This window comes from Stenotrophomonas sp. MYb238, from assembly GCF_009496535.1.
Lineage (GTDB): Bacteria > Pseudomonadota > Gammaproteobacteria > Xanthomonadales > Xanthomonadaceae > Stenotrophomonas.
This window is the reverse complement of the sequence record NZ_WIDL01000003.1, coordinates 142312-167495: the sequence shown is the minus strand read 5'-3', so window position 1 is coordinate 167495 and position 25184 is coordinate 142312. Positions and strand designations below refer to the sequence as shown.

The window sequence follows — 25184 nt, the reverse complement described above, 5'->3', positions numbered from 1 at the left end:
GCAATGACCGACACCCTCAACGAAACCGGCGGCGACCTGCTCGCCGGCCAGCCGCTGCGCATCGTCGAGCGCGATGGCGTGCGCTACACCCTGCTGGGCACCGCCCACGTCTCGGCCGCCAGCGTACAGGCGGTGGAACAGGCCATCGGCAGCGGCCGGTACGACGCCGTCGCGGTCGAACTCGATCCGCAGCGCCTGCAGGCCCTGACCAACCCGGACGCGCTGGCGCAGCTGGACCTGATCGAGGTGATCCGCAAGAACCGGATCGCCCTGTTCGCCGCCAACCTGGCCCTGGCCGCCTACCAGCGCCGGCTGGCCGAGCAACTGGGCATCGAGCCGGGCGCCGAACTCAAGCGCGCGGTGGTGCTGGCGCAGGAGCACGGCCTGCCGGTGCACCTGATCGACCGCGACGTCGGCCTGACCTTCCGCCGCGCCTCGCAGCGGCTGGGCTTCATCGGCAAGCTGAAACTGGTCGCCGGCCTCGGCGCCGGCCTGTTCTCCTCCGAGGACGTGGGCGAGGACGAGATCGAGAAGCTCAAGCAGGGCGACATGCTCGAGTCCAGCTTCGGCGAATTCGCCAGCGAGAGCCCGGCGCTGTACGAGAGCATCATCGGCGAGCGCGACCGCTACATGGCCACGCGCCTGCGCGAGGAACGCACCGATACCCAGCGCAACGTACTGGCGGTGGTCGGCGCCGGCCATCTCGCCGGCCTGGCGCGTTACCTGGAAACCGACACCGAGGCCCCCGGACCGCTGCGCCAGGCACTGGAAGCGGTGCCGAAGAAGCGCAACGTCCCGTGGGTCACCCTGACCATCCTGGCCGTGGTGCTGGCCGGCATCGGCGTCGGCTTCTGGAAGGGCGGCATGGACATGGGCGCGCACATGCTGGCGACCTGGGCGCTGTACACCGGCGGACTGGCGGGGCTGGGCGCGCTGCTGGCCGGCAGCCATCCGTTGAGCATCCTGACCGCGATCGTGGTGGCGCCGTTCAAGCCGTTCCGCCTGAGCATTCCCACCGGCGCCTTCGCCGCGCTGGTGGAAACGCGCCTGCGCCGCCCGGCCTACCGCGACTTCCTGCAGCTGCGCGACGACGCGCAGACGCTCAAGGGCTGGTACCGCAACCGCGTCACCCGCGTCGTGCTGACCTTCATGCTGACCAACATCGGCAGCATGCTCGGCCTGTGGCTGACCGGCTTCACCGTCTACGGCAAGCTGGTATAGCCCACAGGCATGCGCGTGGCCGCGGCCGTCAGGCCCGCGGCCAGCGCCAGGCCAGGACCACGATCAGCAGGCACAACACGATCTCGATGCCGCTGTAGGCCAGGTAGAACCACCATGCGCCGGGCATCGTGAGCGCGACGAAGGTCGCGTAGAACAGCGCCAGGCCGATGCCGAGCCAGCGCACCAGGCGCACCGGCAATGCCAGCGAGAGGAACACCATCAGCCCCGGCACCGCCAGCAGCAGGGCGACGAACAGCAGCGAGCCCTGGCTGCTCGGCCCCATCGGGCCGGCGCCGTCGAGCATGTGCTGCAGCTTGCCGGGCCGGTAGAGGCCGAAGTAGTCGCCGTAGAGGTAGCAGAAGGTGAGGCTGGCCCACAGGGCGGACAGCTTCAGCCGCAGCGGGAGCGGCGGATCGGACAAGGCGCGGCGGGAATTGCTCTGCATGGCGATGGCCTCAGGGAACCAGGGGAGACGCCGCGCGCGCATGGCCGGCGCGCAGTCCGAACAACAGCAGCCACAGGCAGGTGCCGATCTCGCCCAGCGCGGCCGGCAGCGTCATGTGGCCGGAAATCCACCAGGCCGCGTAGCCTGGCAGCAACAGTTCCGCGAGCACATCCAGCCCATAGCCCAGCCCGCCGAGCACCAGCAGCACTCCCAGCAGGCGCGGCAGGCGGCGCGAGCGCAGTGCCAGCCAGCCCAGCGGCAGCAGCCACAACCCCCAGAACACACGCACCAGCTGCATGCCGTCGCGGTAGGCCTTTAGCGCCGCATGCGCCAACTGCCGGCGCTGTTCAAGCGACAGCATCTGCGCGCTGTCGGCGTCGGTCAGCAGGGACAGGGCCTGCAGGCGATGCGACAGCGCCGCCAGGGCCAGCGGCACGCCCATCGCCACGAACGCCACCATCAGCGTCGCGGCCGCACGGTTCACGTCATGGAAGCCGCGGTACAACGCCAGGGCCAGCAGCAGGAAGGCGACCTGTTCAACGAGGAAAGCCGCCGCGCCCTGCCGGAACAGCGCCTGCCGCGCGACGATGTTGTCCAGCACCGCCTGCGCGTCGGGGCCGGCGAGCTGGCCCGGCACATAGGCCAGGCAGAACAGGCCGGTGACGACGACGATCAGGTACAGCACGCCGGCAAGCCGGCCGTTCGGCAAACGTGCATGTGGCATCGACGCTCTCTCCTGGACGAGCGTTCCCTGCCGGGATGGCCGGGAACGGTACGGTGTCACTCCTGCGCGGGCGCCGGCGCGACGGGCTCCAGCGGCGCCAGGCCGCGCGCCCGGCGCACCAGCCGGGCGGTTCCCATGCGCAGGTCGTCGAGGATGGCGTAGATGGTCGGCAGGAACAGCAGGCTCACCACGGTGGAAAACGCCAGGCCGCCGGCGATGGCGCGCGCCATGGGGTAGTACGGCGGCATGCCGTCGGCGGTCTGCGTGTTCAGCGCGATCGGGATCATCGCCAGGATCGCCGTGCCCATGGTCATCATGATCGGGCGCAGGCGTTCGCGGCTGCCTTCCACCAGCGCATCGGTACGCGCCACGCCGCGTCGGCGCAGGTTGTTGATGTGCTCGATCATCACGATGCCGTTGTTCACCACCACGCCCATCAGCACCAGGATGCCGATCACCGCCATGATGTTCATCTCCGTGCCGGTCAGCCAGAACAGCCAGTACACGCCGAAGATGGAGAACAGCACGCAGGACATGATCGCGGCGGGGAACAGCAACGATTCGAACACCGCCGCCATGATCACCAGCATCAGCACCAGCGCGATCACGATGGCGTTCTTCATCTGGTCCATGCCGTCGAAGTTGATGTTGAAGCTGCCCCCGGCGAACGTGTAGCCGTAGCCCGGCGGGAACTGCACCTTGTCCAGCGCGGCCTCGACCGACTTGCGCGCCACCTCCATCGGCACGTCCTTGGCCAGGCCGGCCTCGACCCGCAGCATCGTCTGCCGGTTCAGGCGCTGGATCGAACTGGCCGCCGGGTTGACGTTCACGTCCACCATCGCCAGCAGCGGCACTTCCTTGCCGGCGGCGGTGCGCACCATGAACGACGACAGGTCCTCCACGCCGTAGCTTTCCGAACCGGCGAAACGCACGTTGACCGGGATCTCGACATCGTCGCGGTGGAAGTCGCGCAGCGAGGAGCCGCGCAGCGCCATGCTGACGAACTGCGCCACCTGCTGCGCGCTGAAGCCGTAGGAGGCGGCGCGCTCGCGGTTGACCCTCACCGCCAGCTCGGCGTTGGCGTCGCCGATGTCCACGCGCACGTCGCGCAGGTTGGGATCGCGCGCCAGGATCGGCACGATGTCGTCGGCCAGCTCGCGCAGGGTCTGGCTGGAATCGCCGATCAGGCTGAAGCGCAGGCCCTGCCCCTCGCTGCCCATGCCGCCGGGCCAGCCGATGCCGATCTTGGCACGCGCCGACTGCGGCAGTCCCTTGCGCACCTCCTCCTCGATCTTCTTGCTCTGCTCGCGGTCGTCGATGCCCAGGTACAGGCGGGTCTGCGCCCAGCCCTGCTCGGCATAGCGGCTGTAGACGCGCTTGATCTTGAACCGCTCGCGGTTGGCGTTGACGAAATCCTCCACCCGCTGCACTTCCTTGCCCATCTCCTCCTTGGAATAGGCGCCCTTCCACTGGTAGAAGATGTTGATCTCATCCGGCTTGTTGTTGTCCCCGCCGCCGGTGGTGTGGGTCATCGGCCAGACGCTGACCAGCGACACCAGCACGATGCCGGCCACGCTCCAGCCGCGGTTGAGCAGGGTCCAGCGCAGCACCCGGGCATAGCGCTCCTGCAGGCGGCCGATCAGCGGCGACTTCAACGCCGGCGGGGTCTTCATCCGCGCCGACAGCATCGGGATCAGACTTACCGCCACCAGCCAGGAGGCCAGCAGCGAGACCGAGATGGTCACCGCCAGCTGCGACAGGTAGATGGTGATGATGTTCTTCTCGCCGAACATCATCGGCAGGAACACCACGCAGTGGCACAGGGTGCCGGCCGACAGCGCGATGGCGACGTGGCGGGTACCAATGATGGAGGCCATCGCCGGCTGCCCGGGATACTTCTCACGCTCCTGGTAGATGCTCTCCACCACGACCACGGCGTTGTCCACCAGCATGCCCACCGCCAGCAGCAGGCCCATCATCGAGATGATGTTCAGGCTGATGCCGGTGAAGTACATGAAGCCCAGGGTCATGATGAAGCAGATCGGGATCGCCATCGACACCATCAGCGTCGACGGCCAGTGCCGCAGGAAGGCGTACAGCACGATCACCGACAGCAGCAGGCCGATGGCGCCCGCCTCGGCCAGCGCCAGCAGCGAACTGGTCACCGCCTTGCCCGAGTCCCACGCCACCTCGATGTCGATGCCGCGCAGGGCCGGGTCGTCCGACAGCGCCTCCACTTCCCTGCCGACGGCGCGCGACAGGTCCACCAGGTTGGCCGAACGCTCCTTGTAGATGTCCACGCCGACGCTGGGCTTGCCTTCCATCCGCCGCACGTAGCTCATGCGCTGCGGCTGCAGGCTGACCTCGGCAATGTCGGACAGGCGCGTGCCGCGGTTGTTGACCGGCAGGTCGCGCAGCTCCTGCACTTCCTGCAGCTCGCCCCGGGGCTGCACGCGCAGGCGGCGGCCCTCCTCGGTGATCTGCCCGGCGGAGACCGCGAAGTTGGCCGCCTGCAGCTTCTGCACCAGTTCGTTGAGCGCCACGCCGTGGGCGCTGATGCGGTCCTTGTCCAGCGCCACCAGCACTTCCTGCTTGGCCACGCCCTCCACCTCGACGCGGGCGACGCCGGGCAGCCGCTCCAGGCGCTGCTTGATGGTGCGCTCGATCATGCCCGCGCGCGCGGTCAGGTCTTCCTTGCTGTTCAGGCGCAGGCTGATCGCTTCCTGGTCGCTGGTGCTCCAGCGCTGCACGTAATAGCGCCGGAAGTCGTCCGGCAGCTGGTCACGCACCGCGTCGATGCGCTCGCGCGCCTCGGACGCGGCCATGGCGATGTCGCGGTTCCAGTCGCTGAACTCGACCTGGATCTGCCCGCCCTCGGCGTTGGCACGGGCGTTCATCGACTTGATGCCGGGCATCGTGGCGATGGCTTCCTCGACCGGCCGCAGCAGGTTGCGTTCCACTTCCTCCGGGGTCGAGCCGGGATACGGCAGCGACACGAAGAAGAACGGGATCGATGCTTCCGGCTCGGATTCCAGCGGCAGCTTGAACGCGGCGATCAGGCCGATCACCACCATCGACACGAACAGCATGATCGTGGTGACCGGGCGGCGGATGGACAGCTCGGTGATGTTCATCCGGATCAGTCCTTGAGGCCGCCGATGGGGTCGTGCTCATGCGCCAGCACCTGTTCGGCCTGGGCCATCGCCTGGCGTGCGCGGCGGCCGCGCTCGGCGTAGTAACCGTCCGGCTTGCGGTCCAGCAGGTCGTACACCACCGGGATCACCAGCAGGGTCAGCAGGGTGGACACCAGCAGGCCGCCGATCACGGTGATCGCCATCGGCGAGCGCACCTCCGAACCCTCGCCGAAGGCCAGCGCCAGCGGCAGGAAGCCGAACACCGCACACAGCGTGGTCATCATGATCGGGCGCAGACGCGAGCGCGCGCCCTCCACCAGCGCCTGGCGCTTGGCCACGCCCTCCTCGCGCAGCTGGTTGACCTTGTCGATCAGGATGATGGCGTTCTTCACCACCAGGCCGACGAGCAGGATCAGGCCGATGAACACCACCACCGAGACCGGCGAACGCGCCAGCAGCAGCGCCGCCACCGCGCCGACCAGCGCCAGCGGGATGGTGAACAGGATCACGAACGGGTGCAGCAGCGATTCGAACTGCGAGGCCATCACCAGGTACACCAGGAACACCGCCAGGCCGAAGGCGAACAGCAGCGAACGGATCGATTCGCCCAGCTCCTGGCCCTGGCCGCCGATGTGCATGCCGACGTCGGTGCCCAGCGGATTGCGGGCGACCATGTCCTGCACCTCGGTGATGGCCTTGCCCAGGTCGATGTCGCGCAGGTTGGCCGAGACGATCGCCACGCGGCGCTGGTCGGCGCGGTGGATCTCGCTCGGACCGGTGGTGGCGATCACGTCGGCCACCGAACCCAGTTCGATCGCCTTGGCCCCGGTCGGGTTGACGATCAGGCGGCGGATGTCGTTCACCGAGGAGCGCTCCGATTCCTGCACGCGCACCAGCACGTCGATCTTGCGGTCGCGGAAGCTGTAGCGCGTGGCGACGTTGCCCTTGACCTTGTTGACCACCGCGTCGGCGATCTGGCGCGTGGTCAGGCCCAGCGCCGCGGCGCGGTCCTGGTCGAACACCACCTGGATCTCCGGGAAGCCCTGCTCCACCGTCGACTTCACGTCGGCGTAGTGCGCGTTCTCGCGCAGCATGCCGGCCAGGCGGTTGCCGGCGACGCGGATGTCGTCGAGGTTGTTGCCCTCGATCTCGATCTCCAGCGGCGGCGACAGCGCGAACAGTTCCGGGCGGGCGAAGTCGACCTGCGCCGACGGCCAGGCCTTCAGGGTCTGGCGCAGCTTCTCGGTCAGCTCCGGCTCGCGCCGGGTGTCGTTCATCACCACCGACAGCTTGCCGATGTTCTCGCCGCTCTCGGTCGGGCTGGCGTCCAGCCGGGTGCCGGTACCGGACACGCCGTACAGCAGGCGCACGCCGTCCTCCCCGGCGTGGGCGCGCTGCACTTCCCGCACCAGCGCGTCGGTCTGCGCCAATGGCGTGCCCGGCGGCAGCTTGGCGGTCATCTCGAAGCGGTCCTGGGCTAGCTGCGGCAGCAGGTCCACGCCCAGCAGTGGCAACGCGGCCAGGGTCAGGCCGAAGGCCAGCGTGGCGAAACCCAGCACCGGCCACGGCCGCTTGAGGGCCGCCGGCAGGATGCGCAGGTAACCGGCCTCGGCGCGGCCATACGGGGCCATCGCCAGGTCGCTGGCCTTGCGCATCACCGGGCCGACCACCGCGGCGATGCCGCGGAAGAGGCGCACCACCAGCCACGCCGCGGCGAAGAAGCCGTAGCGGAACAGCCCGCCCACGCCGCGGCCCGCATAGGCCGCCGGCTTCTTCCAGCGGCTTTCCGGGCGCCAAGTCTGGCGCGGTTCCTCGGCAGGGAACTCCAGTGGCGGACGGCCCTTCAACGCGCTGAGCATCGGGATCAGGGTCATCGACACCACCAGCGACACCGCGATGGCGATCGACACGGTCAGCGCCTGGTCGCGGAACAGCTGCCCGGCGATGCCCTCGACGAACACCAGCGGCAGGAACACCGCGATCGTGGTCAGGGTCGAGGCAACCACCGCCATGAACACTTCGCGGGTGCCTTTGATCGCCGCTTCCAGGATGCCCATGCCGCGCTCGCGCGCCTTGGCGATGGATTCCAGCACCACGATCGAATCGTCCACGACCAGGCCGGTGGCCAGCGCCAGCCCGCCCAGCGACATCACGTTCAGGCTCAGCCCCAGCTGGCCCATGAAGAAGAACGTGGCGATGATCGAGATCGGCAGCGACAGCGAGATGACGAAGGTGCTCCAGCCGTCGCGCAGGAACAGGAAGATGATCAGGATCGACAGCAGGCCGCCGATCACCGCGTCCACCTTGACGTCCTTGATCGCGTGGCGGATGAACACCGACTGGTCCTCGACCAGGGTCATCTCGATGTCCTTGGGCATTTCCTTGCGGATCTGCGCCAGCCGCGCTTCCAGCGCGTCGGCGGTGGCCACGGTATTGGCGTCGCCTTCCTTGTACACGGCCAGTTCGACCGCTTCGTGGCCGGCGCTGCGGATCACCGCCTCGCGCTCCTTGTAGCCCTGGCGCACCTCGGCCACGTCCTTCAGCCGCACCGGCGAGATGCCGCCGCCGCTGCCGTCGCTGCGCAACGCGGCGATCACGTTCGGATCGCGGCTGCCCAGGATCGCGGTCATCAGCTGGCGGTTCTCGCTCGTGGACGACGCGCCCGAGCCGCCCGCGGTGTTGAGCAGCATCTGCTGCATCTGCTCGACCGTGGTGAACTGGTTGACCGTGCGCACCAGGTAGCGCTGCGAGCCCTCTTCCAGGCGGCCGCCGGACAGGTTGACGTTCTCCTGCTGCAGGCGCTGGATGACCGTGTCCAGCGACAGGCCGAGCGCGGCCAGCTTGCGCTGGTCGATGTCGACCTGGATCTCGTCCTCCAGGCCGCCGCCGACCTTGACCGCGGCCACGCCGCTGACCGGCTCGAGCTTGCGCTTGAGGTCCTCGTCGGCATAGCGGCGCAGTTCCATCAGCCGGCGCACCGCATCGGCCTCGCTGCCCGCGTCCTGCCTGGAGGACAGCGCCAGGCGCATGATTGGCTGCGTGGACGGGTTGAAGCGCAGCAGCACCGGCGGCTTGGCCTCCAGCGGCAGCTGCAGCGTTTCCATCTTGTCGCGCACGTCCAGCCCGGCCTGCTGCATGTCCGTGCCCCAGGCGAACTCGAGCACCACGTCGCTCTGCCCGGTGCGCGAGATCGACTTGAGCTTGCGCAGGCCCTTGACGATGCCCAGCGCTTCCTCGGCCGGCTGCGAGATCAGCGTCTCGATCTCCGCCGGCGCGGCGCCTTCGTAATCGGTGCGCACGGTGAGCGTGGGATAGCTCAGGTCCGGCAGCAGTTCGACCTTCAGGCTCGACAGCGAGATCAGGCCGAACAGCACCAGGGTCAGCGTCATCATCGCGATGGTGACGCGGCGGCGGGTGGCGAACTCGATCAGGTCGAAACCGCCGCCGCCGGGAACCGACGGATCGCGCGCACTCATTGCTTGGCCGCCTGGGCGGCCGGCGCCTTGGCGGCGGCCGAGGCGACCGCCTTCTCCTTGCCGATCACCTGCACCGCGCTGCCCTCGCGCAGCGCCGCCTTGCCGGCCACGACCACTTCGTCGCCCGCCTTCAGGCCCTCGCGCACCTCGACCCAGCCGGCCTCGTCATAACCGAGCTTGAGCTGGGTGCGCAGCGCCTTGCCGTCGCGCACCACGTACACGGCCGGCTCGCCGCCGTCTTCCAGCAGCGCGGTGCGCGGCACCACCAGCGCATCGGCGCGCTGGTCGTAGTTGATGCCCAGGCGCCCGAACATGCCCGGCTGCAGGTCGCCTTCGCCGGAGAACGCGGTCACCACGCGGAAGGTGCCGGTGCCGGTGTCCACCACCGGCGACACGCGGTCCACCACGCCGGCGAACCTGCGCCCCGGCAGGGCGTCGGCCACCAGTTCCACCGCCTGCCCGGGCTTGAGCTTGGCGATCTCGCGCTCGGGCACGTTGAGCGTGGCCTCCAGCTTGCCGGCATCGACGATGCGGATGATGGGCGAGTTGATCTGCACGAAGTTGCCCGGCTTGATGTCGCGCGAAGCGACCACGCCGGAGATGGGCGCCACCACCGTGGTGTAGGACAGTTCCAGCGTCGCCATCCGGTACTGGGCGCGCGCGTTCTCCAGGTCGAAGCGCAGCTGGTCCACGTCGGCGGCGCTGACCAGCTGCTGGTGGACCAGCTTCTGCGCACGCTGGTAGCTGTTCTCCAGCTTGCGCATCTGCGCCTCGCTCTGCGCCACGGCCAGGCGCGCGCGGTCCGGATCCAGGCGCACCAGCGGCTGGCCGGCGCGCACGTGCTGGCCCTCCTCGACCAGCACCGCCAGGGCGACGCCCGAGGTCTTGGCCACCACCTGGGATTCGGCGCGCGCTTCCAGCGACGCGGTACCGGTGTAGCTGGCGGCGATGGCGCGGTGCGCCGCCTTGGCCACCTCGACCGGGACGGCGTCGCTGGCCTTCTGCTCTTCCTTGGGCTTGTCCTTGGCCTCCTCGCCGCCTGCCTTGCAACCTCCAAGCAGCAACACCGTGGTGACGAGCAGAGCGGCGGCGCAGCTTCCGGTGCGGCCGTACGGAGTGAGGAGTCGCGACATCGTGGGTCCCTGGGGATGCAGTGGCTGGTGTTGTAGCAAAGTATTGCACCACCCCACGGCGACACCATGCCCCAAAGGTCATGCACGCATGCGGCATCGCAGCATTCATGAATGGTTCCGAACCGGTGAATGCGCGGGCTATACTCGGGCCGTTCCGTGTCCCTACGGCGGAACGAACAGACCCGCATACCGGACAAGGAAACCATGCGCTCGCAGCCGTTTGCCGTATGTCTCGCCCTGGCTTTCGCCCTGCCGTTCGGGGCCGCCGCCCAAGACCCGCAGCAGTCTGAACCTTCCGCTCCCGCCGCCGCGGCGTCGCCCGCCACCACGGGCAATGCCGAAGCCGGCCGTACCCTGGCCTATACCTGCCAGGGCTGCCACGGCATCACCGGCTACAAGAACGCCTACCCGAGCTACCGCGTCCCGAAGATCGGCGGGCAGTCGGCGCAGTACCTGACCCAGGCGTTGACCGAATACCGCGAAGGCAAGCGCAGGCATCCGACCATGCAGGCGCAATCGATGAGCTTCAGCACGCAGGAAATCGCTGATCTCTCCGCCTACCTGTCCACTCTCAAGTAAGCAGCCCATGTCGAAAGCCAAGCACGCTTCGCGTCTCGCCATCGCACTGTCCGCCGCCTGCGCCCTGGCTGCCTGCACGCAGTCGGAGGTGGAGTCCACCGGCAGGTCCGCCGCCGATCCTGGCCATGCCAGCGGCGAACATGGTTCCAGTTCTTCGGCCGGCCTGCCGCAGGGGCGCATCGCCGCCGGCGAGCAGCTGGCCAACAACAAGGGCAAGGCCACCGGCCAGAGTTGCATCGACTGCCACGGCGCCGATGGCAACGCCCCGATCGATCCCAGCTATCCCCGGCTCGGCGGCCAGTACGGCGACTACCTCGCCCACGCCCTGCAGGCCTATCGCAGCGGCGACCGCGAGCACATGCTGATGTCGCCGCAGGCCGCCGACCTCAGCGACCAGGACATTTCCGACCTGGCCGCCTACTTCGGTTCGCGCCCCAGCCAGCTGCGCGACCTGCACGGCCTCAAGTAACCCGCGCGCGCCGGCACGCCCCGTGCCGGCGCCATCGCTCCGAAGCTCGCGGCCGCCTCCTCGATCTGCCGGCTGGCGGAGCTTGCCGGATTCCTTTTCGTCCGCACCTCCCGACATGCCCAGGACCGATCCGGCATTGATCGGCGCTGCGGTATCGAGCGGGGCCATCGCGCATTGCATGTGCCGCGCGTAGCGCGCGTCCTGCATGGACAGGAATCCCCGGGAATCCGCCCCGACCGCCAGCTTCCGCGCCCGGATGCGGCGCCGCTCAACGGCTGCCGTTGTCGTCCTGCAGTTCCTTCTTGAACGGGATGTCCGGCGGCGGCCGCGCACTGGCCGGCTGGTCCTGCATGTTGGGGTTGTTCAGGCCGCAACCACCGCCGAACTGCAGGATGGAAATCACGCAGGAGATGCGGTTCTCGCTGCCGGGAATCGGGATCTCGATGCTCTTGATGCCCTTGCGCACCCACTCGGCCAGCAGCGATTCGTTGGGCAACCAGTATTTGTCGAACGAGGTGGGCGCGTGTTCGTAGGGCGGACGCTTGAGCCAAGTGCCGGCGCGGTCGATCTGCTCGCGGCTCCAGGTGTCCGACTCGCCGCCCGGCGCACCGCGCGCGCCCGATGCCGCGCCACGATCGCCGCCGTCGGCAAGGCGCACGCTGCCGTCGGCGTTGAACAGACCCTGCCCCTGGTCGGACACGGCGCCGGCGCCTCCGTCCGCCTGCCGCTGCGACGCACCCCAATCGTCGGCGCGCGCCGGCGCGGCCCAGCCGCCGCTGCGGTCCTGCGGCCGCGGCCCGGCACCGGTGCTGGTGCCGGATCGTGGCGAAGCAGCCGCGCCCTGCCCGCCTCCGGTGGCGGCAGCCAGCGCCTGCACATCGCCGCCGCGCGCACTCTCCGCGGCCGCCATGGAACCGGCCGTGGCCGCCGGCCGCGCATCGGCGACGCCCGGCACCGGCCGTTCGCGCATGGCCACTTCCACCGGCTTTAGCTGCACGCCGCTTTCGCGCGCGCGCACCGTCGCCATCGCCACGTCCTGGCGTGGCGCGATGGCGACCTGCCGTTCGCGTACGGTCGGTTCGGCGTTTTCCAGGCGCACGTCCGCCGCGCGCGGACGCACCTGCGCCATCGTCACCGGCTGGGTGGGCGCGGTCTCGATGCGTCGCTCGCGCACCTGCACCTGCGGCATCGCCGCTTCCACCGCCGTGACCTCGCGCGCCGGCAAGGCACGGACCGGCGTCGGCCGCTCCGTCACCGCCGCGACCGTGCGCTCGCGAACCTGCGGCTCGCTGGTCCGTATCGCCGGCGCTTCCACGGTGGGCGGCGGCAGCACGAAATCGCCGGTGGGCCGCGCCACCTCGGTGACCTGCAGCGGTTGTTCGGCCGCCGTATCCGGTGCCGGCCGGGACATGTCCACCGGCGTTGCGGCTGCCTCCGCCTCCGCCACGCTTTCCTGCGGTGACGGCGGCGTGGGTTGCGACTGCTGCGGCGGCGAAGCGGCGGCCGGGGCCGCGGCCGTACCGCCCTCGCTGGCCGGCGCACCGGCCGAACGAGCCGCGGGCGACTGCGCGCCGGCGGCCTGCGGCGCACCGCCGCCTTCGTCCTGCGGCGTGCCGCGGCCTATGTATTCCACCTGCACGCGCTCGCCGTCCTCCGCGCCGGGCTCGGGCACGTTGCTGCGCACCAGCGCCACCCAGACCAGCAGCACGGCGAACAACAGGTGCAGGGCAACGCTGCACAGCGCGGAGAACCAGCGCACGCCGCGCTGGTCCTGCGGCGGCGGATCGTCGCCCGCCCAGCGGAACAGGTGCAGCAGCGCCTGCCGGAACGACAGGCCCGGGCCGTTGCCGCGGGAACGCGGACCCGTCCAGGGCGGCGCCGCCGCGGCCGCCTCCGCACCGGCGAACGCCATGCCCTTGGCCGGCGACCAGCCGCGCAGCCACGCGCTCCAGCTATAGGGAAAACCGGTGCGGCGATCGTGCAGGATGCTGGCCTTGCGCCGGGCAGCCAGCAGCTCGATCAGGTCGGCAACCGACGTCACCGGCACGCGGCGGTCCGCTCAGCCCGCGCCGTCGCGCGGGATGTAGGGCGCCTGGCCACTGCTGTGGTCGGTCGCGTCGCGCACGGCGGTCACGCCGGGCACCCGGGCCATCAAGGTCTTCTCGATCCCCTGCTTCAAGGTCACGTCGGCCATGCCGCAGCCGTGGCAGCCGCCGCCGAAACGCAGCAGCACCACGCCGTCGGCGGACACTTCCTGCACCGCCACGCGGCCGCCGTGGGAGGCCAGCTGCGGGTTGATCTCGTTCTCCACGACCCAGTGCACGCGCTCGACCATCGACGCCGCCTCGCCGGGCGCCTCGCCCTTGATCCTGGGCGCCTTGATGGTCAGCTGCTGGGTGCCGGCCGCCTGGGTGATGTAGTCGATCTCGGCGCCTTCCAGCCACGCCACGCTGGTGGCCGACACGTAGAGCGTGAAACCGTCGCAGTCCACCGCCCATTCGTCGCCGAGCAGGTCGGCCGGCTCGGCGAACTCCAGGCGTGCGTCGGCGCGCGGCGTACCCGGCTCGACCGCGCTCAGGCGCACGCCCATGCCGGGCACGGCCTCGCGTTCGATCAGCTTGCGGAAATGGGTCTGCGCGGTATCTGAAATCTGGATCATGCGGGTATTCTAGCCGTGTCTTGGCTGCTGCTGATGGGACACAGATTCCACGCGCCAGGCCGTTCACCCCCTGTAGACGGAGATACCCCATGGCCGATCTGATCCCGCTGGTGCAGGCGCACTGCATTGCCCGCAAGGGCAGCGAGCACCGGCTCGGCGATGCCCGCCTGGCCGAACTACTGCCGCAGGTCCCGGGCTGGGAGCTGGCCGAGGACGGCCATGCGCTGGTCCGTACGTTCCGCTTCGACAACTACCACGGCACCATGGCGTTCGTGAACGCCCTGGCCTGGATCGCCCACCGCGAGGACCACCACCCCGACCTGGGCGTCCATTACGACCGCGCGACCGTCCGCTTCTCCACCCATGACGTGGGCGGCCTGAGCGAGAACGATTTCATCTGTGCCGCCAAGGCATCCGCACTCGTGGAGCAATGACATGAAAGCGCATCTCCTGCTGGGCTCCCTCGCCACCGTCGCAGCGCTCGCCGCCTGCAGCCCGTCCGGACCGGCGGCGCCGGCGATCGCCCCCACCGAAGTGGCCGCGGTGCAGACGCCGCCACCGGACTATCCCGTCGAGCTGGCCTGCGGCGGCGTGGGCGGGCAGAGCGTGCTCAAGGTCGTGGTCGGCCCGCAGGGCACGCCCACCGACGTCGCGCTGCTCACCAGCAGCGGCAACAGCCAGCTGGACGATTCGGCGATCCGGCGCGTGCGCGAATGGAAGTTCAAGGCGGCCACCCGCAACGGCCAGCCGGTGCCGACCACCATCCAGGTGCCGGTGAGCTTCAACCCGCCGGAGCCGAAGCCGGACAGCTGCTTCGCCATCGAGGAGCGGATGCGGCGCGGCGGTTGAGCCTCCCTTTGCCTACGGCCGCACGATGCCCATGACAGCGATCCCGACCGACAACCTGTGGATCGCGTTCGCGCTGACGCTCGCCGCCGGCCTGGCCACCGCCATCGGCAGCGTGATGGTGCTGTTCTCGCGGCGGCCGGACCCGCGCCTGCTGGCCTTTGGACTGGCCTTCGCCGGCGGTGCGATGGTCTACGTGTCGCTGTCGGAAATCCTGAACAAGTCGGTCGCGGCATTCGCGCTGGCGCATGGCGACCGGCTGGGCTTCACGTACGGCACGCTGTCCTTCCTCGCCGGCATGCTGCTGATCGTCGCCATCGACCATCTGATCCCCAACCCGCACGAGAGCCTGGACAAGCAGGACCCGCTGTTCCGCGCCGACAACCGCGGCTACATCCGCCGCGTCGGGCTGCTGACCGCGGTGGCGATCACCGCGCACAATTTCCCGGAAGGCCTGGCGACGTTCTTCGCCACGCTGGAAAGCCCGTCGGTGGGCATGCCGCTGGCCTTCGCCATTGCCATCCACAACATCCCGGAGGGCATCGCCATCGCGGTACCGGTGTATTTCGCCACCAACAACAAGTTCTACGCCTTCACCGCGAGCCTGCTGTCCGGGCTCGCCGAACCGGTGGGCGCGGCGCTGGGCTACCTCGCCCTCGCCGGCTCGCTCTCGCACACGACCTTCGGCATCGTGTTCGGGATGATCGCCGGGGTGATGGTGTTCCTGGCCCTGGACGAACTGCTGCCGGCGGCCAAGCGCTACGCCAAGGGCCACGAGACGGTCTACGGGCTGGTGACCGGCATGGCGACGCTGGCGATCAGCCTGGTGCTGTTCAAGTGGTGAGACAGCGCCGCCGCAGGAGCGGCTTCAGCCGCGATGGGCTTTACCGGCAAAGCCCCCATCGCGGCTGAAGCCGCTCCTGCAACAAGCACTGGCCGGCCTTACTTCAGCTGGTCCATCGCCTCGGCCAGTTCCGGCGCCAGCGGCGCATTGAGCACGTAGGGCGCCTTGCCGCCATCGAGCGCGAACTCCAGCGAGGCCGCGTGCAGGAACAGCCGCTTCAGCCCGATCTGCTCCCTGAACCGCTTGTTGACCGCAGGATCGCCGTACTTGTCGTCGCCGGCGACCGGGTGGCCGATGTGCTGGGCATGCACGCGGATCTGGTGGGTGCGCCCGGTTTCGATCCGCACCTCGCAGTAGGAATGGCCGCCACGGCGCTCCAGCACCTTGAAGTGGCTCAGCGACGGCTTGCCGGCGGCATTGACCTGCACGTGGCGCTCGCCGCCCTGGCGCAGGCCGACGTGCAGCGGCGCGTCCACGCTCATCACCCCGTCGGGCATGCGCCCGGCCAGCAGGGTCAGGTAACGCTTGCGGATGCCGCCGGGGCCGTTGCCGTCGTGGTCCTCGCGCAGCAGCGCCTGCAGTTCGGTCAGCGCCGAACGCTTCTTGGCCATGACCAGCAGCCCCGAGGTGTCGCGGTCCAGGCGGTGGACCAGCTCCAGGTTCTGGTTCGGGCGCAGCGCGCGCATGGTCTCGATCGCGCCATGGCTGATACCACTGCCGCCGTGGCTGGCCACGCCGGAGGGCTTGTTGATGACCAGCAGCCGCGCATCCTCGAAGACGATGGCCTGCTCCATGCGCTGCAGGAAGCCGGCCGGCGGCGCGGACTTGTCTCCCACCTCGGCGAGATTGACCGGCGGCACCCGTACTTCCTCCCCCGCCTCCAGCTTGCGCTCGGCCTTGGCCCGGCCCCCGTTCACCCGCACCTGGCCGCTGCGCATCAGCTTGTAGACCAGGCTGCGCGGGGCGCCCTTGAGTTGGCCGAGCAGGAAGTTGTCCAGGCGCTGCCCGGCCCTGTCTTCCGGAACCTTGATCAGGCGCACGCTGGATTTGCCCGCGGACGGTGCGCGGCGGTCTTCGGAGTCAGTCATCTGCCTGTTTATTCTGTTACACTCGGGGAGCGATATAAGGGTTTGATTTCGTTGGAAGTTGACCAGGGCCAGAAGCCCGGCTTCCGACGGATCCGGCACAGTGCGCGGCCACCGCCCCCGGGGCGGCCATGTTAGCGGCTCGTCGGCGCTCCCGGCCATCGCCGGATGCCAAAAGCATCCGTGCTGGACGAAAACACATGTCCCGTGCGACGCCCTGGCCCCGGCCGGAGCGGCCGCCGGCCCCGAAACACCTGAAACCAAGAACACAAGCGCTCCCGCGGCCTGCCGTGGTGTCGTAGCGCTGGAAACCCAAGCCGCCCTACCCGCGCCTGCGCGAGGGGCGGCGACCCGTGTCCAGAGGCGAAACGCCATGGCGTTCCGCGCGGTAGCAGCGCGCGAGGAACGCACAATGAAGCGAATGCTGATCAATGCCACGCAGGCTGAAGAACTGCGCGTGGCCATCGTGGACGGCCAGACCCTGTACGACATCGACATCGAACAGCCGTCCAAGGAACAGAAGAAGTCCAACATCTACAAGGGCCGCATCACCCGGCTCGAACCCTCCCTCGAAGCGGCCTTCGTCGAATACGGCGGCGACAAGCACGGCTTCCTGCCGCTGAAGGAAATCTCCCGCGACTACTTCCAGGCCGGCGTCGACCACAATAAGGCCGGCATCCGCGAACTGCTGCGCGAGGGCCAGGAAGTGGTGGTCCAGGTGGACAAGGAAGAGCGCGGCAACAAGGGCGCCGCCCTGACCACGTTCATCTCCCTGGCCGGCCGCTACATGGTGCTGATGCCCAACTCGCCGTCGGCCGGCGGCGTCTCGCGCCGCATCGAGGGCGAGGACCGCGCCGCGCTGAAGGACGCGCTGGACAAGCTGAACATTCCCGACGACATGGGCGTGATCATCCGCACCGCCGGCGTCGGCCGCGACGCCGAAGAGCTGCAATGGGACCTGGACTACCTGCTGCAGGTGTGGCGCTCCATCGCCGAGGCCGCGCTGGCCAAGCCGGCGCCGTTCCTGATCTACCAGGAGTCGCGCCTGATCGTGCGCGCCCTGCGCGACTACCTGCGCGCCGACATCGGCGAGATCCTGGTCGACACCGAGGAGCTATACGAGACCGCGCGCGAGTTCATGCAGCAGGTGATGCCGCAGACCCTGCGCAAGCTCAAGCACTACAAGGACGACATCCCGCTGTTCAACCGCTTCCAGATCGAATCGCAGATCGAAGCGATCTACGAGCGCAACGTGCGCCTGCCCTCCGGCGGCTCGATCGTGGTCGACCAGACCGAGGCGCTGACCGCGGTGGACGTGAACTCGGCCCGCGCCACCAAGGGCAGCGACATCGAGGACACCGCGTTCCAGACCAACCTGGAGGCGGCCGAGGAAGTGGCCCGCCAGCTGCGCCTGCGCGACCTGGGCGGCCTGGTGGTGATCGACTTCATCGACATGTCCTCGAACAAGCACCAGCGCGAAGTCGAGAACCGCCTGCAGAACGCACTCAAGTACGACCGCGCCCGCGTGCAGCTGGGCCGCATCTCGCGCTTCGGCCTGATGGAGATGAGCCGCCAGCGCCTGCGCCCGAGCCTGGGCGAGTCCAGCCAGATCGTCTGCCCGCGCTGCGACGGCCAGGGCCGCATGCGCAGCGTCGAGTCGCTGTCGCTGTCGATCATCCGCGTCGCCGAAGAGCATGCGATGAAGGAGAACACCGGGCAGGTGCTGGTCCAGGCCCCGGTGGAGATCGCCAACTTCCTGCTCAACGAGAAGCGCGGCGCGCTGCGCGAGATCGAGCGCCGCCACGACGCGCCGATCATCATCGTCGCCGACGAGCAGCTGCACACCCCGCACTACGAAGTCACCCGCCTGCGCGAGAACGAGCTGGGCGAGGAATCGGGCAAGCCGAGCTACCAGCGCGGCACCCCGCGCAAGCTGCCGGTGCACGCCCTGACCAAGGCGCAGCTGAACATCCCGCCGGCGCCGGCGGTGACCCACGTCAAGCACAGCCAGCCGGCCCCGCTGCGCGAGGTTGCGGAACCGACGCCGGCCGCGGCGCCGGTCGCCGCACCGGCTCCCGCCGCCGCGCCAGCAGGCGGTGGCGTGATGGGCTGGCTCAAGCGCGTCTTCGGCGGCGAGACCGCTCCCGCCGCGCCGGCCCAGCCGCAACCGCGCCAGGACAACGGCCGCGGTAACCGCAACGACCGCGGCCAGCGCCGCGACGGCCGCAATGGCAGCAACGGCCAGCAGGCGCGCAACGCCGGCAATGCCAGCGGCAACCGCCGCGACGAACAGCGCCGCGAGGAGCGTCGCCAGAACAGTGGCAATGCGCAGCAGCAGAACGCCGGCCAGCAGCAGCCGCCCAAGCAGCGCGGCGAGCAGCAGGCGCAGCCGGGCAAGCCGCCTCGCGAACAGCAGCAGCCCAAGCAGAAGCAGCCCAGGCAGCCCAAGCCGCAGCAGGACGCCGACAAGCCTGCCCAGCAGCCGGCAGGCGAGAAGCCGGCACGGCAGCCGCAGGCCGAGGCACCGCGTCCGGTCGCAGCCGTCGTCCCGGCAGTGGCCGCGGCGACCGTGGTCGCCACCGCGAACACGGAAGCCACCGAAGCCCCGGTCAAGGTGCAGCCGCCGGTCGTGGAGGACACCGCGCCGGTGACCGCCGAAGCCGAACAGGCCGTGGCCACCGTCGATGAAAGCTCCGCGGCGCCAGCCACCGACGACGCCAATGGCGACGGCGCCAGCCGCCGCCGTCGCGGCCGTCGTGGCGGCCGCCGCCGTCGCCGCGGCAATGCGGAAGGCACCGGCAGCGCCGACGCCGATGCACTGGGTGGCGAAGACGATGCCGGCGACGACGAGGAGATCGGCAACGACGCCGATACGGCCGGCGTGCCGGCCGCGGCCCAGCCCGAATTCGACTTCGACGACGAACCGGCCGCCATGGACGCTCCGGCCCGCCCCGCACGCGTCAAGGCCGAAGCAGCAGAAGCAGCTGTGGTGAAGCCGGCCGAGCCTGAAGCGGCCGCCGTATCGAACGAAGCCACCTCCACGGTGGTCGAACCCGTCGCCGCCACTGCGCCGCAGCAGCTGGAACCGGAACCGGCGGTCGAACCGACCGCAGCGACCGCGGCATCCGTTCCGGCCGAGCCGGAAGCCGCCCCGGTTGCCCCGTCCGCCCCAGTGGACGTCCCGCAACCGGCCGCGCCGGCGCAGCCGGAGGCCCGTCCGGAACCGGTCGCCGTTGTCGAACCCGCCGCGCCGGCGGAGGACACGACCGCAGCCGCCACCGCAACCGCAACCGCGCCGATCGCACCGGTTGCGCCCGCAACGACGCTGCCGGAGAACGGCCAGCTTTTCGGCGAGGCGCCATCGCCGGTGCCGGCGCAGGAAGTGAAGCCTGAGGCCATCCCCGAAGCGGCGCCCACGCCGTCGGTGGAATCCGCGGAACCGGCTGCCGATACGGCCGGCACCGAGGTCGAAGCCGAAGCCGGGGTCGAAACCGACGAACGTCCGCGCAGCGCCTGAGCGCAGCGCGGTCCGGAATGAAAAAAGCGGCCTTCGGGCCGCTTTTTTCATTCGCCCCGGCGATGCTGGAGATCAGATCGCCTTCGACGGGTCGCCCACGCCATACTGCGCGGCCAGACGGGCCAACGCGATGTTGTCGTGCACGCCGGTCTTCTGGAACAGGCGCGACTTGTGCGTATTGACCGTCTTGGCGCTCAGGCTGAGACGACGCGCGATTTCCTCCTGGCGGCGTCCCTGCACCAGCAGCAAGGCCACTTCCAGTTCGCGCGGCGACAGCCCGTCGAACGGCGATACGTCGCCGCCGAGGTTGGACAGGGCCAGGTTCTGGGCGATGTTGTTGGCCAGGTAGCGCCGGCCCTGCGCGACGTCGTGGATGGCACGGACCAGTTCCTTGGCGTCGCCGCCCTTGCCGACGTAACCCGATGCGCCCGCCTCCAGCAACCGTTTGGGCATCGGGCCGTCCTCCAGCACCGAAACGATGATCACGCGCGTGCCGTGGTCGCCCTTGACGATGCGCTCGGTGATCTCCAGGCCGCTCAGGCCCGGCAGGTTCAGGTCGCAGAGCACCACGTCCGGTTTCAGCCTGCGGATCTGCGGCAGCGCCGCTTCGCCGCTGTCCGCGGCGCCGACGACCTCGATGCCGGTCTCTCCGGCGAGGATCATCTGCAGGCCGGTGCGCACCAGCGCATGGTCGTCAATGAGAAATACCTTGATGGTCACTACCCGCTTCCTCCCCCGAAACCCAGTGACAGTCGCAGCCGGCCATGTACTCCGCGAACCGGAGCGCCGTGCGGTGCATTCCACCGCCGGCCATTGCGCAGGCCGCCCCATTATCAATCAAGAGGCCGGTCCCGCCCCATGGGGATGGCACGCGCGGACGACTCCCCTTGTCCGCGCATGACCCGGCACCGCTCGGCGCCGGGTGACCGACCATGACAGGGTGTACGCCGCAGCGGCATGCGGCCATCAGTGCATCCCTCGCGGGCAATTAAGGATTCGCCGCAGCCGATGGCGTCCAGCGACGCCGGAACAGCAGCACGTGCACGCCGGTCACCCATACCAGCGCGGCGCACCAGCCGCCCAGGATGTCGGAGGGGTAATGCACGCCCAGATGGACGCGCGACAGGCCGACGCAGGGCACGAAAACGGCCGCCGCGAACAGTACCGGCCAGCGCCAGCGCGTATGCCATGCAAGGAACACCGCGGTAGCGGCAAGTGTCATCGAGCCCATCGCGTGTCCACTCGGAAAGCTGAAGGTGCTCTCCGGCGCGATCGACTCCCACAGGCTCGGGCGTTCGCGCTGGAACAACTGCTTGCTGCCGATGTTCAGCAGCGCCGACCCGACGAACGCGCTGGCGGCGACCAGCGTGTCGCGCCAGCGCCGGCGCAGGGCCAGCGCGGCCACCAGCAGCACGTCGACGGGAATCACGCCCCACTGGTAACCCAGCCGGGACATCAGCACGAAGAAGGCGTCCAGCGCCGGCGAGGCCAGCCCGTGCATGCGCCACAGCAGCGCATGGTCCAGGTGCAGCGACTCGGCCTCGTGGATCTCGTCGGCCAGGGCCACGAAGCCGGCCAGCGGCAGCAGCAGGCAGACGAACAGCGCGGCGATGCGCCAGGCGTTGTGCGCGAGCCAGTCGCGTACGCCTGCCGCCTCCGCGCGCGATTCAGCCGGCGTGGCGCGCATAGCGGTTCTCGACGTACTCGTCGATCAGCGCCACGAACTCCTGCGCGATGTTCTCGCCCCGCAACGTCACCTTCTTCTCGCCGTCGACGAACACCGGCGCGGCCGGCGCCTCGCCGGTGCCGGGCAGCGAGATGCCGATGTTGGCATGGCGCGATTCGCCCGGGCCGTTGACGATGCAGCCCATCACCGCCAGCGTCATGTTCTCCGCGCCCGGGTGGCTGACGCGCCATACCGGCATCTTCTCGCGCACGTGGTTCTGCACCACCTTGGCCAGCTCCTGGAAGAACTCCGACGTGGTACGGCCGCAGCCCGGGCAAGCCGTGACCATCGGCGTGAACGCACGCTGCCCGGTGGTCTGCAGCAGTTCCTGGGCGACGATGACTTCCTGCGTGCGCGGCTGGCCCGGCTCGGGCGTGAGCGAGATGCGGATGGTGTCGCCGATGCCTTCCTGCAGCAGCACCGCCAGCGCCGCCGACGAGGCGACGATGCCCTTGCTGCCGATGCCGGCCTCGGTCAGGCCCAGGTGCAGGGCGAAATCGGAACGGCTGGCCAGGTCGCGGTACACCGCGATCAGTTCCTGCACGCCGCTGACCTTGGCCGACAGCACGATGCGCTCGCGCGGCAGGCCGAGGTCGACCGCGGTCTGCGCCGAATCCAGCGCCGAACGGATCAGCGCCTCGCGCAGCACGCGGCCGGCGTCCCACGGCTGTTCGCGCTGGCTGTTCTCGTCCATCAGCTTTGCCGCCAGCGCCTGGTCCAGCGAGCCCCAGTTGGCGCCGATGCGCACCGGCTTGTCGTACCGGATCGCGAACTCGATCAGCTGCGCGAACTGGGTGTCCTTCTTCTTGCCGAAACCGACGTTGCCCGGGTTGATGCGGTACTTGGCCAGCGCTTCGGCGCAGGCCGGCTCCTGGGTGAGCAGCTGGTGGCCGTTGTAATGGAAGTCGCCGATCAGGGGCACGTCGATGCCCATCATGCGCAGCTTCTCGACGATGCGCGGGATGGCGGCGGCCGATTCGGGGTTGTTGACGGTCAGCCGCACCATCTCCGATCCGGCGCGCCACAACTCGGCCACCTGCCTGACACTGGCGGCGACATCGGCGGTGTCGGTATTGGTCATCGACTGGACGACCACGGGATGACCGCCACCGACCTTCACTCCGCCGATGTCCACGGCGTGGGTGATGCGGCGGGGCCAGGCAGTGGCGTCGGCGGGCGGGGTCGGACGGGTGACGGCGTCGTGCATGGCGCGCATTTTAGCGCGCCCGTCCATCCCGCCGCATGAATCCTGGCGAGCGCCGGCGGGCGCGGACGCATTACGATGCACCCCATGGATTCCCCGGATACCTCGTTCCTGCGCACCCTGTGCAGCCTGCGCTGGCTGGCCACCGCCGGCCAGGCCAGCGCGATCCTCGTGGCCACCTGGCTGCTGGGCCTGGACCTGCCGCTGCTGCCGCTGTGGAGCGGCGTCTGCGTGCTGGCGCTGTTCAACCTGTACGTGCAGCTGCGCGTGCACGACAGCGACCCGGCGCCGGTCACCGCCTTCGGCCACATCCTGGTCGACGTCACCGTGCTGACCTGGATGGTCGGCTGGAGCGGCGGCATCGCCAATCCGTTCGGCTCGCTGTTCCTGATCCTGATCGCGCTGGCCGCGCTCGCCCTGCCCCTGCGCTGGACCCACGCGGTGGCCGCCGCCTGCGTGGCCGGCTACGCGGTGAGCGCGGTATTCGGGCTGCCGCTGCGGGGCGGCTATTTCGATTCGATGAGCCTGCACCTGTGGGGCGCGGCGGCCAACTTCCTGCTCTCCAGCGTGGTCGTGCTGGTGTTCTCCACGCGCCTGGCGGCCGCGCTGCGCGAACGCGAGAACCAGCTGGCGCTGCTGCGCGAGCGCTTCGTGCGCAACGAGGGCATCGTCGCGCTGGCCACGCACGCGGCCTCGGTGGCGCACGAACTGAACACCCCGCTGGCGACCATGACCCTGCTGGCCGACGACATCGCCGAGCAGTACGCAGGCGATGCGGCGATGCAGGAGGACATGGACACCCTGCGTGGCCTGCTAGTGCAGTGCCGCGAGCGGGTGCTGGCGCTGGCGGCGCCGGCCGATGGCGCCCGCAACCGCGCCCGGGTCTCGATCGGCAACGTGCTGGAGCAATGGCGGCTGGTGCGGCCGACCGTGCACCTGCACCGCAACGCCGACGCGCCGCTGCAGCTCGCGCTGGACCCCGGCGTCGGCCACCTGCTGCAGGTGCTGCTGAACAATGCCGCCGACGCCGGCGAGCAGGCCGGGCACGCGCAGGTGGACCTGGACATCCGCATCCGCGACGGACAGCTGTATGGCGAAGTCCGCGACTACGGCCCCGGTTTCAACGCCAACCATGCCGCCCACGCCGCCCTGCCGGGCACGCTGTTCAACAGCGGCAAGACCGACGGCATGGGCGTGGGCCTGGCGCTGTCCCATGCCACCATCGAACGCCTGCACGGGGAACTGTGGATGCGCCCGGCCGAAGGCCGCGGCGCGCGCGTCGGTTTCCGCCTGCCCCTTGCCCATCTGGAAGCGAACACCCCATGAGCGTCCTTTCCACCCGCGGCCTGCTGGTCGACGACGATCCGCTGTACCTGCGCACGTTGCAGCGCAGCCTGGCCCGCCGCGAGATCGAGACCGACACCGCCCACGACATCGCCAGCGCGCTGGAACAGGCCACCGGCTCGCCGCCGGCGTTCGCGCTGATCGACCTCAAGCTCGGCAGCGAATCGGGACTGGCGCTGATCCAGCCGCTGCGCGCGCTGCGCGCGGACATGCGCATCCTGCTGGTCACCGGCTACGCCTCCATCGCCACCGCGGTGGAGGCGATCAAGCTCGGCGCCGACGACTACCTGCCCAAGCCCGCCACGGTGCCGATGATCCTGCGCGCGCTCGGCGAGGCGGACGAAAGCGGCGAGGAGCACGAGGAGGTCGAGCCTCCCGATGCGATGACCCCGATCAGCCGCCTGCAGTGGGAACACATCCAGCAGGCGCTGCACGAGACCGGCGGCAATGTCTCGGCCGCCGCGCGCCTGCTCGGCATGCACCGCCGCTCGCTGCAGCGCAAGCTGCTCAAGCGCCCGAGCCCGGAGCGCGACCCGAACCGCTGAAGGCACGGCGCCGCGCTCCTGACCAAGGACGGTTGCTCAACCGCGCTGGATCGACACCCCGCCGTCCACCCGCATCGCCGTACCGGTGACGAACGAGGAAGCCGGCGACACCAGGAACAGCGCCGCCGCCGCGATTTCCTCCGGCTGCGCCAGCCGCCGCAGCGCATGCAGGCGCGCCACCGCGCCCAGCGCCGCCTCGTCGGGATTCATCTCGCGCGCCATCGGCGTGTCGG

General features: G+C 69.7%; 21 protein-coding genes. 9 read left to right on the top strand and 12 right to left on the bottom strand.

Annotation, left to right across the window (positions count from 1 at the left end; translation table 11 throughout):
- Window positions 1-3 precede the first annotated feature (3 nt).
- The gene (locus tag CQ393_RS03410) at window positions 4-1221 is read left to right on the top strand and encodes a TraB/GumN family protein (protein WP_153190219.1); all 1218 of its coding nucleotides are present in this window, start codon (window positions 4-6) and stop codon (window positions 1219-1221) included.
- Window positions 1222-1249: 28 nt separating this feature from the next.
- On the opposite strand, the gene CQ393_RS03405 is transcribed toward CQ393_RS03410, so the two are convergent.
- From CQ393_RS03405 to CQ393_RS03385, 5 genes are read right to left on the bottom strand one after another with little or no spacing between them, the layout of a single operon-like run.
- On the bottom strand, window positions 1250-1666 hold the full coding sequence (locus CQ393_RS03405) for a DUF6326 family protein (RefSeq protein WP_153190218.1): 417 nt from the start codon (window positions 1664-1666) through the stop codon (window positions 1250-1252).
- A gap of 10 nt (window positions 1667-1676) precedes the next feature.
- Window positions 1677-2390 (bottom strand): DUF4386 domain-containing protein, encoded by a 714-nt coding sequence (locus tag CQ393_RS03400; protein WP_153190217.1) that lies wholly within the window; start codon window positions 2388-2390, stop codon window positions 1677-1679.
- 56 nt (window positions 2391-2446) lie between these two features.
- Window positions 2447-5524, bottom strand: a complete 3078-nt coding sequence (locus tag CQ393_RS03395; RefSeq protein ID WP_153190216.1) for an efflux RND transporter permease subunit — start codon at window positions 5522-5524, stop codon at window positions 2447-2449.
- Between the two features lie 5 nt (window positions 5525-5529).
- Window positions 5530-9000 carry an efflux RND transporter permease subunit gene (locus CQ393_RS03390; protein ID WP_153190215.1) on the bottom strand — a complete coding sequence of 1157 codons (3471 nt, stop codon included), beginning with the start codon at window positions 8998-9000 and terminating at the stop codon, window positions 5530-5532.
- Window positions 8997-10133, bottom strand: coding sequence for an efflux RND transporter periplasmic adaptor subunit (locus CQ393_RS03385; RefSeq protein WP_153190214.1), 1137 nt, complete (start codon window positions 10131-10133; stop codon window positions 8997-8999). Before CQ393_RS03385 ends, CQ393_RS03390 begins: the two co-directional genes overlap by 4 nt.
- Before the next feature lie 204 nt (window positions 10134-10337).
- Between CQ393_RS03385 and CQ393_RS03380 the strand changes: the two genes are divergently transcribed.
- On the top strand, window positions 10338-10712 hold the full coding sequence (locus CQ393_RS03380) for a c-type cytochrome (protein ID WP_153190213.1): 375 nt from the start codon (window positions 10338-10340) through the stop codon (window positions 10710-10712).
- A 7-nt stretch (window positions 10713-10719) separates the two neighbouring features.
- Window positions 10720-11181 carry a cytochrome c gene (locus CQ393_RS03375; protein ID WP_153190212.1) on the top strand — a complete coding sequence of 154 codons (462 nt, stop codon included), beginning with the start codon at window positions 10720-10722 and terminating at the stop codon, window positions 11179-11181.
- A gap of 268 nt (window positions 11182-11449) precedes the next feature.
- Here CQ393_RS03375 and CQ393_RS03370 read toward each other — a convergent pair whose 3' ends face one another.
- Together CQ393_RS03370 and CQ393_RS03365 are read right to left on the bottom strand one after the other, a co-directional pair.
- The gene (locus CQ393_RS03370; protein ID WP_343199483.1) at window positions 11450-13228 is read right to left on the bottom strand and encodes a hypothetical protein; all 1779 of its coding nucleotides are present in this window, start codon (window positions 13226-13228) and stop codon (window positions 11450-11452) included.
- 12 nt (window positions 13229-13240) lie between these two features.
- Window positions 13241-13840 (bottom strand): NfuA family Fe-S biogenesis protein, encoded by a 600-nt coding sequence (locus CQ393_RS03365; RefSeq protein WP_153190211.1) that lies wholly within the window; start codon window positions 13838-13840, stop codon window positions 13241-13243.
- Window positions 13841-13929: 89 nt separating this feature from the next.
- Here CQ393_RS03365 and CQ393_RS03360 point away from each other — a divergent pair, with 89 nt between their 5' ends.
- The 3 genes from CQ393_RS03360 to zupT are packed head-to-tail and all read left to right on the top strand — an operon-like array spanning window position 13930 to window position 15530.
- Window positions 13930-14274 (top strand): 4a-hydroxytetrahydrobiopterin dehydratase, encoded by a 345-nt coding sequence (locus tag CQ393_RS03360; protein WP_153190210.1) that lies wholly within the window; start codon window positions 13930-13932, stop codon window positions 14272-14274.
- Window position 14275: 1 nt separating this feature from the next.
- Window positions 14276-14689, top strand: a complete 414-nt coding sequence (locus CQ393_RS03355; protein WP_153190209.1) for an energy transducer TonB — start codon at window positions 14276-14278, stop codon at window positions 14687-14689.
- Between the two features lie 31 nt (window positions 14690-14720).
- Window positions 14721-15530 carry a zinc transporter ZupT gene (gene zupT, locus CQ393_RS03350; RefSeq protein WP_153190208.1) on the top strand — a complete coding sequence of 270 codons (810 nt, stop codon included), beginning with the start codon at window positions 14721-14723 and terminating at the stop codon, window positions 15528-15530.
- Between the two features lie 98 nt (window positions 15531-15628).
- On the opposite strand, the gene CQ393_RS03345 is transcribed toward zupT, so the two are convergent.
- Complete coding sequence (locus CQ393_RS03345) at window positions 15629-16618, bottom strand: RluA family pseudouridine synthase (RefSeq protein ID WP_153190207.1); 990 nt, start codon at window positions 16616-16618, stop codon at window positions 15629-15631.
- A gap of 409 nt (window positions 16619-17027) precedes the next feature.
- Here CQ393_RS03345 and CQ393_RS03340 point away from each other — a divergent pair, with 409 nt between their 5' ends.
- Complete coding sequence (locus CQ393_RS03340) at window positions 17028-20132, top strand: Rne/Rng family ribonuclease (protein WP_153190206.1); 3105 nt, start codon at window positions 17028-17030, stop codon at window positions 20130-20132.
- Window positions 20133-20204: 72 nt separating this feature from the next.
- Here CQ393_RS03340 and CQ393_RS03335 read toward each other — a convergent pair whose 3' ends face one another.
- The 3 genes from CQ393_RS03335 to ispG all read right to left on the bottom strand — a co-directional run bounded on the left by CQ393_RS03335 (window position 20205) and on the right by ispG (window position 23065).
- Window positions 20205-20852 (bottom strand): response regulator transcription factor, encoded by a 648-nt coding sequence (locus CQ393_RS03335; protein WP_343199482.1) that lies wholly within the window; start codon window positions 20850-20852, stop codon window positions 20205-20207.
- Between the two features lie 268 nt (window positions 20853-21120).
- Window positions 21121-21819 (bottom strand): phosphatase PAP2 family protein, encoded by a 699-nt coding sequence (locus CQ393_RS03330; protein WP_153190204.1) that lies wholly within the window; start codon window positions 21817-21819, stop codon window positions 21121-21123.
- Window positions 21800-23065, bottom strand: a complete 1266-nt coding sequence (gene ispG / locus CQ393_RS03325) for a flavodoxin-dependent (E)-4-hydroxy-3-methylbut-2-enyl-diphosphate synthase (protein WP_153190292.1) — start codon at window positions 23063-23065, stop codon at window positions 21800-21802. The genes CQ393_RS03330 and ispG overlap by 20 nt, the downstream gene beginning before the upstream one ends.
- 84 nt (window positions 23066-23149) lie before the next feature.
- Between ispG and CQ393_RS03320 the strand changes: the two genes are divergently transcribed.
- Complete coding sequence (locus tag CQ393_RS03320) at window positions 23150-24388, top strand: ATP-binding protein (RefSeq protein WP_153190203.1); 1239 nt, start codon at window positions 23150-23152, stop codon at window positions 24386-24388.
- Window positions 24385-24951, top strand: a complete 567-nt coding sequence (locus CQ393_RS03315; RefSeq protein WP_153190202.1) for a response regulator transcription factor — start codon at window positions 24385-24387, stop codon at window positions 24949-24951. The genes CQ393_RS03320 and CQ393_RS03315 overlap by 4 nt, the downstream gene beginning before the upstream one ends.
- A gap of 36 nt (window positions 24952-24987) precedes the next feature.
- Here CQ393_RS03315 and CQ393_RS18155 read toward each other — a convergent pair.
- A partial coding sequence (locus CQ393_RS18155; RefSeq protein WP_228114239.1) for an SDR family oxidoreductase occupies window positions 24988-25184 on the bottom strand: 197 nt, incomplete at its 5' end.

Coding starts and splice junctions, on each gene's coding strand:
- CQ393_RS03410 (WP_153190219.1), top strand. CDS start 4: ATGACCGACACCCTCAACGAAACCGGCGGCGACCTGCTCGCCGGCCAG.
- CQ393_RS03405 (WP_153190218.1), bottom strand. CDS start 1,666: ATGCAGAGCAATTCCCGCCGCGCCTTGTCCGATCCGCCGCTCCCGCTG.
- CQ393_RS03400 (WP_153190217.1), bottom strand. CDS start 2,390: ATGCCACATGCACGTTTGCCGAACGGCCGGCTTGCCGGCGTGCTGTAC.
- CQ393_RS03395 (WP_153190216.1), bottom strand. CDS start 5,524: ATGAACATCACCGAGCTGTCCATCCGCCGCCCGGTCACCACGATCATG.
- CQ393_RS03390 (WP_153190215.1), bottom strand. CDS start 9,000: ATGAGTGCGCGCGATCCGTCGGTTCCCGGCGGCGGCGGTTTCGACCTG.
- CQ393_RS03385 (WP_153190214.1), bottom strand. CDS start 10,133: ATGTCGCGACTCCTCACTCCGTACGGCCGCACCGGAAGCTGCGCCGCC.
- CQ393_RS03380 (WP_153190213.1), top strand. CDS start 10,338: ATGCGCTCGCAGCCGTTTGCCGTATGTCTCGCCCTGGCTTTCGCCCTG.
- CQ393_RS03375 (WP_153190212.1), top strand. CDS start 10,720: ATGTCGAAAGCCAAGCACGCTTCGCGTCTCGCCATCGCACTGTCCGCC.
- CQ393_RS03365 (WP_153190211.1), bottom strand. CDS start 13,840: ATGATCCAGATTTCAGATACCGCGCAGACCCATTTCCGCAAGCTGATC.
- CQ393_RS03360 (WP_153190210.1), top strand. CDS start 13,930: ATGGCCGATCTGATCCCGCTGGTGCAGGCGCACTGCATTGCCCGCAAG.
- CQ393_RS03355 (WP_153190209.1), top strand. CDS start 14,276: ATGAAAGCGCATCTCCTGCTGGGCTCCCTCGCCACCGTCGCAGCGCTC.
- zupT (WP_153190208.1), top strand. CDS start 14,721: ATGACAGCGATCCCGACCGACAACCTGTGGATCGCGTTCGCGCTGACG.
- CQ393_RS03345 (WP_153190207.1), bottom strand. CDS start 16,618: ATGACTGACTCCGAAGACCGCCGCGCACCGTCCGCGGGCAAATCCAGC.
- CQ393_RS03340 (WP_153190206.1), top strand. CDS start 17,028: ATGAAGCGAATGCTGATCAATGCCACGCAGGCTGAAGAACTGCGCGTG.
- CQ393_RS03330 (WP_153190204.1), bottom strand. CDS start 21,819: ATGCGCGCCACGCCGGCTGAATCGCGCGCGGAGGCGGCAGGCGTACGC.
- ispG (WP_153190292.1), bottom strand. CDS start 23,065: ATGCACGACGCCGTCACCCGTCCGACCCCGCCCGCCGACGCCACTGCC.
- CQ393_RS03320 (WP_153190203.1), top strand. CDS start 23,150: ATGGATTCCCCGGATACCTCGTTCCTGCGCACCCTGTGCAGCCTGCGC.
- CQ393_RS03315 (WP_153190202.1), top strand. CDS start 24,385: ATGAGCGTCCTTTCCACCCGCGGCCTGCTGGTCGACGACGATCCGCTG.